We start from the raw sequence: 14,718 nt of genomic DNA on the forward strand, positions 1-14,718 counted from the left end.
AAAACCCTAGGACAATACGGCAATTCCGGCTTTTTTAGAGAAAAAACAAGCTCCTAGGCACCGTCGTACCTGCGCAACCAGCTATCTTATTCATAGTACCCAGCAGGCAGGTCTTGATTTCCAGATCGAATTGCCCCCAGCGCATCAAAACAACGCTGAGGATGGAGTGAATTGGCCAGCCTTTTGGTTCCTACACCGACAGGTTTGCCAATGACTCACCACCACCTCAGCCCGACAGAACATTACCAGATCCAGGCCTGGCTTGAACAGGGCCTGAACAAGTGCCAGATTGCCGGGCGACTGGGCTGCCATCGCAGCACCATCTACCGCGAACTGGCGCGTTGCGAAGGCGCCTATAACGCCGAATGCGCCCAGCGCCATCGCCAGGACTGCGCCCTGTGCTGTGCCGCCAATGCCCCGCGCTACGGCCCGGCAGTCTGGTGCCGCGTGCGCAAGGCGCTGGTGAAGACTTGCAGGTCACCCCAGCAGATTGCAGGGCGCGCGGCTCAAGGCCTTGCCCACGCCGGCCTGTCAGAGCCCTGACATGCCCTGCATGCAGGCAACTTATGCGTGGGTCGCGCACATCTGGCCCAGGCGGCGCGAGCGGCCCCTGCGGCATTCCCGCGCGGCCCGTTGGGGCGGCAACGGCCCAATCAGCGCAGCACCAATGAAACCACGATCGGACTGGTGCGTCAGTTCATCCCCAAAGGGCAGCCATTGAGTTTGCAGACACCGCGCTCGATTGCGCGCATTGAGCGTCTGCTTGACAACCGGCTTCGCGCCTGCCTGGGCTTCAACACGCCCGCTGAGGTACTCTTCGCGCAGCGCAGCCAATGTCGCAATTCGAAGTAGAAATCAAGTTTTCTCTTGAGAAAATAACGACTTTTGGCTTTTTTCCAGGGGATTTTCCGGCCCTCAAAGCCTGAATTCGGCAGTTTTCAGCATCAAAACAAGTCCAGGCCAAGGTGGAATGTGCGCCACCAGCTATCAAAAAAGTAGCACCCTGTGCGCCAAGCTGCTGTCAGCGCGCCGGCATGTCCACCAGTGTGTAGACGTTCTCACTGCGCGCTTCGGCCGGGATGGGCCCCATGGAGGCGTTCCACTCGGCGTGGCGTGCGCGCATGCGGGCCAGGCGCTCCGGCTCGCGTTTGGCCTGGTTCGCACGTTCGCGTTCGTCCTTTGACAGGTCGAACAGATACTCGTTCGGCCCGATCGCCAGGTACTTCCAGTTGCCGTCGCGCAGGGCGCGCTGGTCTTCGTGCTTCATGCGCCAGAACAGCTCGCGCGCAAAATCCGCCTCTGGCCTTGCCAGCACATCCATCATCGAAGCCCCGTCCAGCGGATAGTCCGCATGCGGCGCCACGCCTGCGGCTTCGAGCATGGTGCGCGTCCAGTCCATGGTGATGACATGCTGCTCGCTCACGCTGCCGGCCGGCACCACACGCGGCCAGCGCACTATGCAGGGCACACGGATACCGCCTTCTGTCAGGTCCATCTTGCCGCCCACCAGCGGCCAGTTGTCGGAGAAACGCTCGCCGCCGTTGTCGCTGGTAAAAACGATCAGCGTGTCTTCGCCCAGGCCGCCCGCGTCCAGTGCATCGACCACGCGGCCAATGCCCTCGTCCAGCTCACGGATCATCTGGTGGTAGGTATGTATGGAGCCGCCGTCCAGGTGACGAATGTCGGCATCGGTCTGCGGGTTGGCGCCGCCCTGCGCGCGTGTTTCCCAGGGCCAGTGCGGCGCAGTGTAGTGCAGGCTGAGCAAAAAGGGTTGCTTGTCCGCGGCACGTTGCTCGATCACCTTCACCGCTTCGTCCGACAGCAGGTCGGTCATGTAAGCGCCGTCGCGGTGGATTTCTTCACCGTTGTTCATCAGGTCGTGCTTGCCGGCGCGGTCCACGTGGCTGAAGTAGCTCACCCCGCCCGACAACGGCCCCAGGTGCGATTCATAGCCGCTCATCAGCGGGCCGAAATGCGGCGGGTAACCCAGGTGCCACTTGCCGACCAGCGCCGTGCGGTAACCGGCACCCTGCAGCAGCGAGGGCAAGGTCGGGTGCGAAGGCGGCAGGCCGACTTCGGTGCTGCCGCGAAAGCGCCCCGTCATCGGCTCCTCGGCCGCACCACGCAAGCGGTACTGGTAACGGCCGGTGATCAACGCAAAACGCGTGGGCGAACACACTGGCGAATTGGAGTACGCATTGTTAAAACGCATGCCTTCGGCGGCCAGCTTGTCGAGCCGCGGCGAGATCGGCACGCGGCCACCGTAGCAGCCCAGGTCGGCGTAACCCAGGTCGTCGGCCAGGATAAAGACGAGGTTGGTCATCAATCCACTTTCATGCCGGTGGACTGGATGACCTTGGAGAACATCGCCCGGTTAGCGTCGATTCGATCGGTAGCCGCTTTGCCCGTTTCCATCAGCAGATGCAGGTCCAGGGCGTCCAGCCGGGCTTTCATTTCAGGTTTTTCAAGTACGGTGCGCATGGCTTTTTGCAGCGTTTGCACGACGGATTCAGGGGTTGACGCCGGAACCATCACAAGCTGGAGGATTTCCAGCTGAAGCTGTTTCAAACCGACTTCCGCAACGGTCGGAACCTGTGGCAGCAACGCCGAACGCTGCCGGCTGGTGACGGCCAGCGCCTGCACCTTGCCGCCCTGCACCTGGGGTGCAAGGCCGGCCGTTGCGATGATCCCGGCCTGCACTTCCCCCGCCACAATGGCTTGCACTGCAGGCGCATTGCCTTTGTACGGGATATGCTCAATTTTGACGCCAGTGGACTCTTTGAGGAGGGACATCGCAATGTGGCCCGGGCTGCCATTGCCTGCCGAAGCAAAATTCTGGGATGTCGTTTTTCCCACCGCGACAAAGTCCCCCAGGGACTTGAAGCCCAGGTTCGGATTGACGCCAAACAACATGCCCAGTGAAGCGACGACCATGACCGGCTTCATGTCAGAAGGCTTGAACGGCATGCTGGGGTACAGCGACGGATTGGTGGTGAAGGTGGTGTCTATGCTGACCAAAAGGGTGTACCCGTCACCAGGGCTCTTGGCCACGGCATCTGCGCCCAGGTTTCCCGCAGCGCCGGGTTTGGCCTCGACAAAAAAGGGTTGCTTCAGCTCTTTTTGAAGGCCATCTGCAAGCAGCCTTGCAAAGATGTCATTTGGGCCACCAGCCACAAAGTTGCCTATTATTTTGACCGGCTTGTTTGGGTAAGCCTGCTGGCCCCATGAAGGGTTGAGCGCAAGGCTTGCCCCCGCAAGCGCCAGAAAAATCCATCGTCGCTTCAAGCCTGCCTGCAGGCCGGTGGCAAATGTCGTCACGCGCATTTAGTCGTCTCCTGATCATTGATGTTGGTGAATACCGTTGTCCTGAAGCAGTCTAATTTCCAAAAAAGATAAGAAAATGGAAATATCAAATCAATTAAATGAATTTTTAGAAATCAAGACCCATGACGAGCTTGTACGACCCACGCATCAAAATGCGCCACCTCCAGGCGTTTGCCTCCGTTGCGCGGCAACAGACCGTGCAAGGCGCGGCTGACACCTTGTCGCTCACGGCATCGGCTATCTCCAAAGCCCTGAGTGAGCTGGAAACCATCATTGGCAAGCCCATGTTCAAACGCACGCGCAAGGGCCTGATGACCACCGCCGAGGGCGAGCAATTGCTCAGGCACGTGTTGCCCGCACTGGGCCTGCTGCGGGACGGCCTCAACCTGGCCGCCGGCAGGCAACAGAAGGCGGGCGTGTACCAGGTGCGCATTGGCGTACTGCCCACAACCGCTGCAGCGGTCGCGCCCCTGGCGGTGCAAAAGCTCCAGTCGGGCTACGAACGTGTCGAGATCAAGGTCATTGCCGGCACGAACATGGAGCTGCTGTACTTGCTGCGCGAAGGCGAACTCGACATGGTGGTCGGCCGCTTGCCGGACCCGACCCTCATGTTCGGCCTGTCATTTGAAAGCCTCTATTCAGAGCCCATCATCGTGCTTGCCGCACCTTCACATCCACTGGCGACCAGGCAGGACCTCACGGCAAACGATTTGCTGGCCTATCCCATGGTCATACCACTGCCCCACACTGCCGTGCGTGAAGCGGTCGACACCTTTTGCCTGGCGTCCGGCCTGACATCCCTGCCCAGGGTGATAGAAACCCTGTCAGACTCGTTTGCGCGATCACTGGTGCTGAGCAGCGATGCCGTGTGGTTCAGCCCGTGGGGCACGGTCAAACGCGACCTGGGCGCCAAGGTATTGATGCGCCTTGACATCAACACACAATCGACCACGGGCTCAATTGGCCTATCGCTAAGGGCTGGTGTGGAGATCAGCCAGTCTGCGCAGTTGATGATTGACGCCATCCGCACGCAGGCGCGGCTTTGGCGAGAGAGTTAAGGCCTGCCGTTGCTACTTGATCAGGCCCTGAATTTCCTTAAACGCCGGATGCTCAGCGCTACCCAGCCACTCAAACGCCACCATCTCGGTCGTCACCAGCTCAGCGCCATTGCCGGCAAGGCGGTCAAATGCCGCATCGCGGTTGCGTTCGCTGCGTGAACTGCAGGCGTCAGTCACAACCCAGACTTCAAACTCTTCTTCGAGCAGATCAAGCGCGGTCTGCATCAGGCACACATGCGCTTCGCAGCCCGCGATAACGATGGTGCTTCTGCCCTCTTCCGGCTCTGCCGCAGCCTTTTGCAAATGCTTGGGCAGGCTGCGCGCGTTGCCGCCTTGTGTGGGTTTGCGCACCGGCGGGCGCAGCCAGTCGCCCAGGCCTTCAGCCATGGCGCTGAAATGCATCTTGGACAGCGTCCGGCCGCCCGCAGCTTCAATCGCCGCCTGCACGCCAGGCACATTGGCGCCAAGCTTTTCGGGATTCTGCTCGGTCCCCCATACAGGCACCTGCAGCACCTGGGCCATGCGTGCCAGGCGCACGGCGTTGGCTATGACCAGTTCATTTTCAAAAATGACGGGCATCAGGCGAACCTGGTAGTCCACCAGCACGAGTTGGGAGTCATCGGCGTCAAGCAACATGGTTATTCCTGAAATATTTAAAGAAGGTTCAAGCCCGGGGCGCGGCACGTTGAAGGCGCTCCACCAGGCCAATCACATAGGCATCAAACAGCATGGTGGCGTCCTGCCCGAACATACGGATACGGCCAGTGTGCTGCATCAGCAGCAAACCCACGCCATGGGCGAACAAGGAGGTATTTTCGCGCAAGGCGTCTTCGGCATTCAAACCCATGGCCTGCAGGGCCATTTCGCAGGGGCGCAAGGCATCGTGCAGGCGGTCGTTAAGCTGGTAGTTGAGCTCTGCCGTCAGGCCGCGCGGCTGCATGCCCTGTACAAGGTAAAAGCCCAGGTCCAGGTCGCGCGGGTTGGCTGCGTAAAACCCAAACCAGGCACCGGCCTTGGCCTCCAGCAGATCGGCCGGGCTGGCGGCGTCCAGGCCTGCCGCATCGACCACAGCATTCAGGCGCTCCAGCGACTCGGCCAGCAGCGCACCGTAAATCGCCTCCTTGTTTTCAAAGTAGGAGTAAATCGCACCCGGTGTGTAGCCGGCCTGCTTGGCAATTTCACGGATGCTGGCGCCTTCGATGCCCAGCCTTTCAAACACCGAGCGGGCAGCGTCGAGCATCAGCGCCCGGCGCGAATCATTCATGGCCTGTTGGCGGGCTAGTCTGGCTTGCATCACCTGAATATAAGCGCAAATACCCTGAGGCAGGATAAATTGAACTGTTGATTAATAAATTAAACAGTGTTTAAATATTGAAAAATTTAATCAGGAGACAGCCCATGAATGCACCCGCGCCCGCCTCAACACTGATGTCCGGCAATGACTTTCGCGAGTCGCTGCGCCGCTACAAACCGCGCGTCTTCCTCGACGGTCAATTGGTGGAAAACGTTGTGGACGAGCGCGGTTTTGGCCCCGGCATCAATGCGATTGCACTGACCTACGACTACGCGCTAAAAGCGCAGTACGCGCCCATCATGACGGCGCTGCAACACACCAGCGGCAAACTGGTGAACCGTCTCACCCACATCAACACCAGCAGCGGCGACCTGCTCAACAAGCTTGAAGCCGTGCGCCTGGTCTGCCAGGAAACCGGTTGCGCCCAGCGCTACCTGACGCACGATGCGCTCAACGCGATTGGCCAGGTCTCGGCCCGCATTGACGACGCACGCGGCACGAGCGAGAACACCGAGCGCTTTTTGAACTACCTGCACCGCGTGCAGGACCAGGACCTGACCCTGGGCATCGCCATGACGGACGCCAAGGGCGACCGCAGCCGCCGGCCGCATGAGCAGGCCAATGTTGACAGCTACGTGCATGTGGTCGAGCGCAACGCTCTTCATAACGGCAAGCGGGGCATCGTCATCAGCGGCACCAAGGCCATCGTGACCGGCGCGCCCTATATGCACGAGCTGCTGGTCATGCCCTGCCGCAACATGGGCAAGGAAGACGCCGACTTTGCGGTTTGCTGCGCCGTGCCTGTGGATGCGTCCGGCATCACCATCATTGCGCGGCCCGCGGGCCGGCCCGGTGAAAAGGTCGAACACGGCGCCGCGCTGTTCAGCCGCAAATACGGCCAGAGCACGGGCGTGGTGATGTTCGACAAGGTGTTTGTGCCCTGGGACAGCGTGTTTTACGCCGGCGAATGGGAGCACACCGGCCACCTGACCTACAGCTACGCCACACACCACCGCCACACCTGCATTGGTGCGCGGGCCGGTTTTGGCGACCTGCTGATTGGCGCCGGTGCGCTGATGTGCGAAGCCAACGGCTTTGACCCGGCCAGGGAAACGCATTTGCGCGAGCAGATGGTGGAACTCATCACCATCACCGAGAGTTTTTACGCCTGCGGCGTGGCGGCCAGCGTGTATGGCAAGCCTGACGAGCACAGCAAGACCTTCATGCCCAACCCGGTGTTTTCCAACATCGGCAAGCTGCTGCTGGCAACCAAGATTTACGACATGCACCGCATCGCCCACTATGTCAGCGGCGGCCTGATCGTCACCCTGCCCGGCCCTGACGAAGACCACAACCCGGAAACCGGCGCAAAACTTTCGGAAGTACTGCGTGCCAACCCCGATGTGCCCTACGAGCAGCGCATTGAAACGGCACGCTTCATCGAAGACCTGACCGCCGGTTACCAGGGCGGCTGGTACAGCGTGATCAGCATGCACGGCGGTGGCTCGCCCGCAGCGATGAAGCAGGAGATTTACCGCAACTACCCGGTGGGCAGCAAGGTCGAGCTGGTGGAGCGCATCCTGGAGCGCGGAATTGCAGCGGACGGCTCTCCCGCCGCCGCGGCGCACGACCCGGACCGTGCCATCACCAAAAACCGCCAGCCCGGCAAATGCTGCGACACCGGCTGCACCACACCCGGCCAGCCGGTGATGGTGGATTTGCCGGCTGTAGAGGCTACATTGCCCTCCCGGCGCGGCATTTAAACGCTTTTATGAATGAAAAGTGCCTGTGGCCACCGTGGAATGCTCGCAGGCAGCTACATTTTTAATAGCAAATCACCTCAAGATGTGGACGCACGCACCGGGTAGGCCCGCGCCATCCACAGGTAGATCAGCGCGCCCAGCACCAGCGCGCCAGCCGCGATCTCCAGCGACAGGGTGAAGCCAGCCTCGACCGTTGACGTGCGCCGCAGCATCACCGCCACCATGGGCGGGCCGGCGATCTGGCCCACGCCGTAGACCGCCGTCAGCAGGCCCATGTAGCTGGTGGCGCTGTGGGGCCGCAGGCGGCGCACCTCCTGCATCGCAAAAAATGTCAGCGCCGTGAACGGGATGCCCAGCACAAAGCTGCCGACGATAAACCCCGTCAGCGTTGGCGACCACAGGCTGATGGCGATCGACAGCGCCTGGATGAAGTAGCAGCCTGCCAGCAGATAGCGCAGGTCGCCCGTCAGCGGTACGCGCGTCGACAACAGCGCACCCACCATCACGCCGAAGCCTAGCAGCGGCCAGAACATGTCAAGGAAAGGCGAGCCCGGCAGCGCCTGCCGCGCAATCACCGGCAAAAAGGTGGCCGTCACGATATAGCCCAACCCCGCCAGCCCGTAGGCCCCCGCCAGCACCAGCATCTGCTTGCGGCTGGCCGTGGCGACGGTGGGTACAGCGCCAGCTGCAGGCATGGCCGCCGCTATCGGGTCATGCTGCTTTTCATTGCTGGCATGAAAGGTGCGCCAGACAATGCCTGTGAGGATGGCCGCCATCACGCCCAGGATGACCCAGGCCACCTGCGCTTGCCACTGCAGCGCCACCATGCCGCTGCACATCAGCCCACTGAGCATGATGCCCGCGCCAGGCCCGGCATACATCACACCGCCGAGCCGGCTGGCACTATGCCGCGCCAGTTGCGCCAGGCACCAGCCCGAGGTAAACAAAAACACAAACGCACTTGCCACACCTGCCAGAAAGCGCAGCAGCGGCCAGATGCCCGGCAGGTTCAATGACATACCCAAAGTAAGCAAGGCCGTGGCGACCAGTCCGGCACGCACCCAGCTCGATGCACCCACTTGAGGCAGTGCCGGAAAGCGCCGCCAGATCCAGGGCTGAAAGGTACAGATCAATGCACCGACAAGGTAGCCGATGTAATTGGCCGTCGCCAGCCAGCTCGCACCCAGCAGGTCAATAACGCCGTCGTGCAGCATCATGGGGAGCACGGGCGTAAAGGCAAAGCGGCCAATGCCCATGGCCGTGGCCAGCGCCAACATGCCCGCCACCGCGATGGCCCACGGCCCCACTGCAGGACGCGCGGCTTTGCCGGCGGAAGAAGAACTCATCTCAAAAGCCATGGAGAAAAATCATCCGGTTAAGGTGCAGCCTTGGCATCGCCCTGCGTCAGTTCAATGCGGCGGCGCAGGCGCGCGGCCTGCTCGCTGTCACCGCCCTTTTCGGCCAGACTGGCCTGCACGCCCAGCCAGGCCAGCAAGGGCCTGCGCCAGCCCTGTGCAGAAGCCGTGTCCACGGCCAGTTGCACCAGCGCCGGACTGGCGCGGCCGGCCTGCAATGCCACGCCGGCAGCCACCAGTTGCGACAAGGGGTCGGTCATGCCTTTAACGGCTGCATCACTGCTGCCCATACCGGCCGCTGCGGCGCCGCGTTGTTGCTCAGGCAGCAACGCCACATCCTGCAGCTGCAGCCTGGCCGCCAGGTAATCGGCATAAGCCCGCTCGGCCGGGGCAGCATCCTGCCGCAGTTTCTCAAACCCGGTGCAGGGCTCAAACACCAGGCTGGCCACATGGCTGGCGCAGTGCAGCAACTCGGCCCGGGCCATCAGGTCAATGCGCCCTGTGCTGGAGATTTCAGTCCTGGCGCGCGCAAACTCCACGCCCTCCACACGCGAATTGCCTTGGAGGTAGGCAGCCACTGAACGCTCCATGGAGCCCTTGGCCTCGAGTTGCCAGTCCGGAGGTTTGGGGCCTGAGGAACACCCGGCCAGAACCAGTGACAGCAGGCCAGCAAAAAACGGGATGCGGGAAATGCTCATGGCAGCTTGACCTCGGTATCGCGTGCAAACGGCCATTTGCGGTTGATTTCATTGACCAGGCTGTCAACCTTGCGCAGGCTGGCCTCGACCTCTCCGCGCAAGGTGCCAAGGTCGGTGGTGGCTTCACGCGCATTCGCGCCTACCGCCTGGGCTTCGACCAGCACCGCGTCCACTTTTTTCAGGCTGTTGCGCGCCTCGCCCAGCAAGGCATTGAGCTGCACCACGGTGGCACGGGTCTCCGGCATCACGCCTTTGTCGCCAAACACCTGGGTGTCGGCCTTGGCCGCCATGCCGTCGAGTTTGGCCAGCAATGCGTTGCTGCGGTCCAGCGTGAGCAGAAGTTTTTTGGCCTCGGCCTCGCCACCCAGTAATACGGTGAGGGCTCCGCCGCTGCCGTTAAGCCTGGTGGTCAGGACCTGCAGGTTACCCAGGGAGGTGCCCAGCGCACCACTGCTTCCGGCCAGGCCGTTGAGGGTTTCTATCAGGTCCTTGGCAGCCGCAATCAGTTTGGGGACCTCTCCGGCCGCATCGCCCTGCAGCACGGTACGCACTGCACCATCGGGCAACGGCGGGTCCGTCAGGAGGCCGCTGTAAGCGCGGATATTGGTACTGCCAACCAGGCCGCGTACCAGCGTGAACACGCTTGACTCGCGCAGCCAGTGCGCGTCCTTGCTGGCAACATCCACCACGATGCGCGCCTTGCCGTCTTCCGCCAGCTCGATGCGCCGCACACGTCCAATCGGGAAGCCGGAAAAGGTCAGGTCCATGCCGACCACCACGCCCTCGGAGTCTTCAGAGATCAGCACCAGCTTCTGGGTACTGTCAAAAACGCCCCGCGCATACATCACATAAAGCGCGGAACCGACCACCAGCACCAGCATGAATGCCAGCAGCAGGATGGCCTTGAACTCAAGGTGCTCCCTGGCCAGTGCTTCGGCCTGGCCTGAGGGCGGTTTCAACAAAGGGTCTGGGGTGTCGCTCATGGAGGTGAAGCTTCTTTCAAAATTGAGTTCTTAGTAATAGTTGCCAACCAGTGACAGGACTTCAACCAGCAAGATAACCGCAAACATGCGAACCAGCCCGCGCAATTCGGCGCTGGTGCGCGTTTCACTGGCAACACCGTAGAGTGCCGAAGCCACAGGTATCAGTGAAACAGCCAGGCTGAAGAACAGCGTCTTCAGGACAAAGATCAGGGTCACGGCAGGGTTGAACACCTGGCCGAACAGCCGCGTGTAACCAGCCAGCCCCGCCAGGCTGAAACCATATACGGTCAGATACGCCACCACCAATGCGACCACACAACTGAGCACCGCCAGCATGACGGTCGAGAAGATGCCCGAAACAACGCGCGGCAACACCTCCCGGTGAAGCGGGTTGATGCCTTGCCGGCGCAGAGCATCCAGCTCACCCCTGGCGCGCAGGCCGGCCAGTTCTGCGCCATCGGGAATGGTGCAGCGCACGGCAACAAACAACGCAGCCGTCAGGGGAATCAGCTCAAGTACCAGCACCCGGATGACCACCTGCAAGGCATAGTGTGAAAGGCCGTAGCTCAGGGCCGTGGTGGCCACAATGCGCGTCAGCACCAGGCTGATCAGCGCGCACAACACGGTAAATCCTGTCAGTATGGGCGCAGTGTTGTCGTAAAGGTGGCGCGCCAGGACCAGACGGTTGTTGCGTTTGTAGCTGGACGGCGACAGGGCCAGCAACAACAGGACGGCCCCCAGGTGCAACAGCTGCCACCATTCCGCGAGCCAATCTTTTGCAGTGCGGTTGGTGCGGGCCAGCAAGCCTCGCCATGAAGACATGGAGGTCATGCAGGCATGATAACTGTGCGTTTCCTTGCTGATGACTGAATTGTTACTTGCAACTGCCGTTATATCGGGCTCAAAATGAAAAGTATCTGCCTGCCAAGCATTTTTCAGAATGTCACCAAAACCGAAACAACCAGAGATCATCAGCCCTTGCATCCCCACATTACCCAGGCCGGCCGGCGCACCCGCCGAAAAATGAAAGCGCGCCTGGTTGCCACCATACCAGCTGTTGCAACACGCACAGCCTCAAGGGGCTTTGTCTGATGCCGGATATTTCGCATCTTTCCATTTACCTCAGTGGTGCTTTTGGGGGCATCTGCGTTCTGGTGCTGCTGCTCAGCCTGCTCATAGGCTATGCCTACACAGAGCGCATGCTGTGGTGGCACGCAGGCGCGCTGGCTGCGGCGCTGCCGGCACAGGGCCTGAGTGAGAGCAGCCCTCAACTGTCTGCAATGCTCTGGGTCGCCCAACTGGCGTTCGCAGCCCGGGCGCTGTGCGTGGCCGCAGGATCTTCCGGGGCCTTGCGGCTGCCGGCCATCGTGCTGCAGGCGCTGTCTTTCTCACTCATCCCCCTCGTTGGCATTGCACTGGTCTTTTTGCCGTTCTCGGCGGGCCTGCTCGGCCTGTTGCTGCCGCCCTGGGCGGCCGTCACCGGCTGGTATATTTTCCGCGCCTGGAACCAGAGCAGGCCCTGGATTGCCTGGATGGCTTTCGGGCAACTGGCACTGCTGGCCCAGCACCTGTTGTGGCGGTCTGCGGTGCCGGGGCTCGGGCAAATTAATCCCCACGTCGGCAGCCTGGCAGCGCTGGCGGTATTCGCCATCTCGATCTATCTTGGCATGGTCTGGTTCAGCCGCTTGCGGGCAGAAAATGCCCTGCGCGTCGAGGCCCGCGAACGCGTGGACCCGCTCACCGGCCTGGCCATGCCAAGGGTGTTCTTTGACCGCGTCGACGGCGCCATCGTGCGCTCACACAACCTGGGTTATGCCTGCGCACTGATGCTGATCCGTGTTGACAATATTGAAGAGGTCGTTGCCGAACAGGGGCTGGACAACAGCGAGCGCGTGGTCCTCGCCGCATCGCGCGCGATCGCAGGCACGCTGCGCTCACATGATTCCGCGGCGCGCCTGACGGGCAATTGTTTTGGCGTCATGGTGGAAGGCATTGCCGAAGGGACGGCCAATGACCTCGCTACCAGGGTACTGGCCAACGGCCTGCGCGCAGGTGAATGGGGACTGACAGGCTCGGAGTTGCAGCTCCAGATTGCCCTTGTCGAGATTGACAGGGCGGATATCCAGTCGCCCGCCGTCCTGCGCAAGCTCGAAGAGGCCCTGCAAGAGATGGCCGACCACCACGACTCCAGCCGCATCCGCATGCTGCCGCGCATCCGGGGCAAACAGGGCGTGTGAATCAGGCCGCCGGCCGAGGGGCGTTTTGCGCGACGATGGCGGCCAGTTTGCGAAGCGCCTCATCCACAGCGCCGGAAAACGGAAACCCGCAACTGATGCGCAGAAAGTGGTCAAACCGGCTGGAATTGGAAAACATCGACCCCGGCGCGACCCGTATGCCCTGCTGTATCGCAGCATCAAACACGGCCTGCGCAGAAGTGCCGGGCGGCAACTCGACCCACAGCAGCATGCTGCCGCCGGGCACCGACAGCCGGGTGCCCGCCGGAAAGTGCGCAGCGATCGCTTCGGCCATCTGCTCGCGCTGGCCGGTAAGCTGGCGGCGCAAGCGGGCCATGTGGCGGTCATAGGCGCTGGACGCCATGAATTCGGCCACGGTGAACTGGGCCAGCGCCTCGTTGGCGCGGCTCTGTGTGTACTTGAGCATCTGGATGCGGGCCTGCCAGCGACCGCCGGCCACCCAGCCCAGGCGCAGCCCGGGCGCCAGCGTTTTGCGCAGCGATGCGCAATAAATAACGTTGCCGTCATTGCCGGGTTTGTCCCAGGCCTTGGCCGCTTTCAGGGGAATGTCGTCACGGCCCAATGCGCCGTAGGTGTCGTCCTCAATCAGCGCCACCTGCTGGCGCTCGCACAGCGCGACAAGCTTTTCTTTTTCAGGATCGGGCATCACGCTGCCCAGCGGGTTGTGGAAATTGGGCATGACCACCACGGCCCGTATCCTGTCGTGCGTACGGAAGGCCAGCTCCAGAGCTTCCACGGAAAGACCAGTCTGGGGGCTGGTGGGAATCTCCAGCGCGCGCAGGCCCAGGCTTTCCAGTATCTGCAGCAGCCCGTGGTAGGTCGGCGACTCGACGGCGACGGTGTCGCCCGGTTGGGCCACCGCGCGCAGCGCGACATTCAGCGCCTCTATACAGCCGTGCGTCACCAGGATGTCTTCTGCCGACAGCCGCATGCCGGCGTCCAGCGCCCGCCTGGCCAGCACGGCATTCAGGGGCGAATCGCTCCGCATGTCAGGTGCACTGACCAGCAACTGGGAATGTTTGCGCAAGGCACGGGTAGCTGCGTTCTTCAGGGCTTCAGCGGGGTACATTTCCGGCGAGCCGTAGGTGCCGGCAAGGTTGGTGAGCAGCGGGTAGAACTCGCATTTGGCGACGAAGTCCGAAACCCGGTCATGGATGCCGACATACTGCGCCGGGTCGAGCTTGCGGCCGGCGTCGGGCTCGCTGGGCGGCTGGATATCCACCCGGCGGCGCCTGAGTACAAAGTAGCCTGAACGGGGTCTGGCCTCCAGCAGGCCCTCGTCCTCCAGGGTGTGACAGGCCTCCACGGCCGTCGACAGACTGACCCGGTGCAGCCGGGTCAGTGCCCGGACCGAGGGCATGCGCTGGCCGGGCAGCAACACGCCCGACTGTATGGCCTGACGGTAATGGCCCGAAAGCCTGAGGTAAAGCGGTTGCGTGTCCATAGCTCAATGATCCCTGACTGAAGAGTCGCGACACAGCCACAGATGAGCTGGAATCGAACCATAACAGATGCATTTAATGCCATCTGTACCGATACAGAAAGGTGTTGACTGCCTCTGTCGGGAAACCGGCGGCCTGCGTAACCTAAAGGCATCCCTTACGGAATGGAGCCTCCCATGCAAAACCACCCTGATCCTCAGACCACCATCCAGCTTGGTGCCGGCAAATCCCGGCTCTTGCAGGTCACAGCAGGTAGCACGCTAATCCACAGCTCGGGTGCCCTGACCGTGACAGGCACGCCGCTCTGGCTTGGCGAGCTGGTCTTTAGCCCCTGCACCAGGCTGGAGCCCGGACAAGCGCACGTGATCGCTCAGGACGGCTGGATCACCCTGAAAGCAGGCCCGCGCACGGAAGCCGTTTGCCTGATATACCCCAAACAGGCTTTATCGCAGGTGTGGCGCGAGGCGGCTAGGACGCTTCTCAAGCGCTATCTCCAAATCGCGGGTATCCGGCTGCGCCGTGCAAAAACGGCCTCACTGGGGTAAA

At 61.8% G+C, this 14,718-nt stretch carries 15 protein-coding genes; 6 read left to right on the forward strand and 9 right to left on the reverse strand.

Translation table 11 applies throughout. From position 1 onward, the window contains the following. Window positions 1-210: 210 nt before the first annotated feature. Complete coding sequence (locus tag ACFQND_RS17150; RefSeq protein WP_371435286.1) at window positions 211-543, forward strand: helix-turn-helix domain-containing protein; 333 nt, start codon at window positions 211-213, stop codon at window positions 541-543. A 27-nt stretch (window positions 544-570) separates the two neighbouring features. After that, window positions 571-852 carry a hypothetical protein gene (locus ACFQND_RS17155; protein WP_371435285.1) on the forward strand — a complete coding sequence of 94 codons (282 nt, stop codon included), beginning with the start codon at window positions 571-573 and terminating at the stop codon, window positions 850-852. Window positions 853-1,021: 169 nt separating this feature from the next. Here ACFQND_RS17155 and ACFQND_RS17160 read toward each other — a convergent pair whose 3' ends face one another. Together ACFQND_RS17160 and ACFQND_RS17165 are read right to left on the reverse strand one after the other, a co-directional pair. Beyond that, on the reverse strand, window positions 1,022-2,323 hold the full coding sequence (locus ACFQND_RS17160; protein WP_371435284.1) for a sulfatase family protein: 1,302 nt from the start codon (window positions 2,321-2,323) through the stop codon (window positions 1,022-1,024). After that, window positions 2,323-3,324 (reverse strand): Bug family tripartite tricarboxylate transporter substrate binding protein, encoded by a 1,002-nt coding sequence (locus tag ACFQND_RS17165; RefSeq protein WP_371435283.1) that lies wholly within the window; start codon window positions 3,322-3,324, stop codon window positions 2,323-2,325. The genes ACFQND_RS17160 and ACFQND_RS17165 overlap by 1 nt, the downstream gene beginning before the upstream one ends. A 122-nt stretch (window positions 3,325-3,446) precedes the next feature. On the opposite strand from ACFQND_RS17165, the gene pcaQ reads away from it, so the two are divergent. Further along, the gene (pcaQ, locus tag ACFQND_RS17170; protein WP_371435282.1) at window positions 3,447-4,382 is read left to right on the forward strand and encodes a pca operon transcription factor PcaQ; all 936 of its coding nucleotides are present in this window, start codon (window positions 3,447-3,449) and stop codon (window positions 4,380-4,382) included. A 12-nt stretch (window positions 4,383-4,394) separates the two neighbouring features. On the opposite strand, the gene ACFQND_RS17175 is transcribed toward pcaQ, so the two are convergent. Both ACFQND_RS17175 and ACFQND_RS17180 read right to left on the reverse strand, forming a co-directional pair. Continuing rightward, the gene (locus ACFQND_RS17175; RefSeq protein WP_371435281.1) at window positions 4,395-5,018 is read right to left on the reverse strand and encodes an isochorismatase family protein; all 624 of its coding nucleotides are present in this window, start codon (window positions 5,016-5,018) and stop codon (window positions 4,395-4,397) included. 28 nt (window positions 5,019-5,046) lie between these two features. Further along, on the reverse strand, window positions 5,047-5,676 hold the full coding sequence (locus tag ACFQND_RS17180; RefSeq protein WP_371435280.1) for a TetR/AcrR family transcriptional regulator: 630 nt from the start codon (window positions 5,674-5,676) through the stop codon (window positions 5,047-5,049). A gap of 104 nt (window positions 5,677-5,780) precedes the next feature. Here ACFQND_RS17180 and ACFQND_RS17185 point away from each other — a divergent pair, with 104 nt between their 5' ends. Continuing rightward, entirely contained in the window at window positions 5,781-7,439 is a 1,659-nt protein-coding gene (locus ACFQND_RS17185) for a 4-hydroxyphenylacetate 3-hydroxylase family protein (RefSeq protein WP_371435279.1), read from the forward strand. 77 nt (window positions 7,440-7,516) lie between these two features. Here the strand turns inward: ACFQND_RS17185 and ACFQND_RS17190 are convergent, their stop codons facing one another. The 4 genes from ACFQND_RS17190 to ACFQND_RS17205 are packed head-to-tail and all read right to left on the reverse strand — an operon-like array spanning window position 7,517 to window position 11,306. After that, window positions 7,517-8,785, reverse strand: a complete 1,269-nt coding sequence (locus ACFQND_RS17190) for a YbfB/YjiJ family MFS transporter (RefSeq protein ID WP_371435278.1) — start codon at window positions 8,783-8,785, stop codon at window positions 7,517-7,519. 29 nt (window positions 8,786-8,814) lie between these two features. After that, window positions 8,815-9,492, reverse strand: coding sequence for a hypothetical protein (locus ACFQND_RS17195; RefSeq protein ID WP_371435277.1), 678 nt, complete (start codon window positions 9,490-9,492; stop codon window positions 8,815-8,817). After that, a complete protein-coding gene (locus ACFQND_RS17200) occupies window positions 9,489-10,475 on the reverse strand; it encodes an MlaD family protein (RefSeq protein WP_371435276.1) in 987 nt (328 codons plus the stop codon). The genes ACFQND_RS17195 and ACFQND_RS17200 overlap by 4 nt, the downstream gene beginning before the upstream one ends. Window positions 10,476-10,505: 30 nt before the next feature. Continuing rightward, window positions 10,506-11,306, reverse strand: a complete 801-nt coding sequence (locus tag ACFQND_RS17205; RefSeq protein WP_371435275.1) for an MlaE family ABC transporter permease — start codon at window positions 11,304-11,306, stop codon at window positions 10,506-10,508. Between the two features lie 260 nt (window positions 11,307-11,566). Here ACFQND_RS17205 and ACFQND_RS17210 point away from each other — a divergent pair, with 260 nt between their 5' ends. Beyond that, on the forward strand, window positions 11,567-12,712 hold the full coding sequence (locus ACFQND_RS17210) for a GGDEF domain-containing protein (RefSeq protein WP_371435274.1): 1,146 nt from the start codon (window positions 11,567-11,569) through the stop codon (window positions 12,710-12,712). Between the two features lies 1 nt (window position 12,713). On the opposite strand, the gene ACFQND_RS17215 is transcribed toward ACFQND_RS17210, so the two are convergent. Next, window positions 12,714-14,174: an aminotransferase-like domain-containing protein gene (locus tag ACFQND_RS17215; protein WP_371435273.1), complete on the reverse strand. Its 1,461-nt coding sequence runs from the start codon at window positions 14,172-14,174 to the stop codon at window positions 12,714-12,716. A gap of 174 nt (window positions 14,175-14,348) precedes the next feature. Here ACFQND_RS17215 and ACFQND_RS17220 point away from each other — a divergent pair, with 174 nt between their 5' ends. Then, on the forward strand, window positions 14,349-14,717 hold the full coding sequence (locus tag ACFQND_RS17220) for a hypothetical protein (protein ID WP_371435272.1): 369 nt from the start codon (window positions 14,349-14,351) through the stop codon (window positions 14,715-14,717). Window position 14,718: the final 1 nt, after the last annotated feature.

The organism is Polaromonas aquatica (assembly GCF_042659145.1).
GTDB lineage: Bacteria > Pseudomonadota > Gammaproteobacteria > Burkholderiales > Burkholderiaceae_C > Polaromonas > Polaromonas aquatica.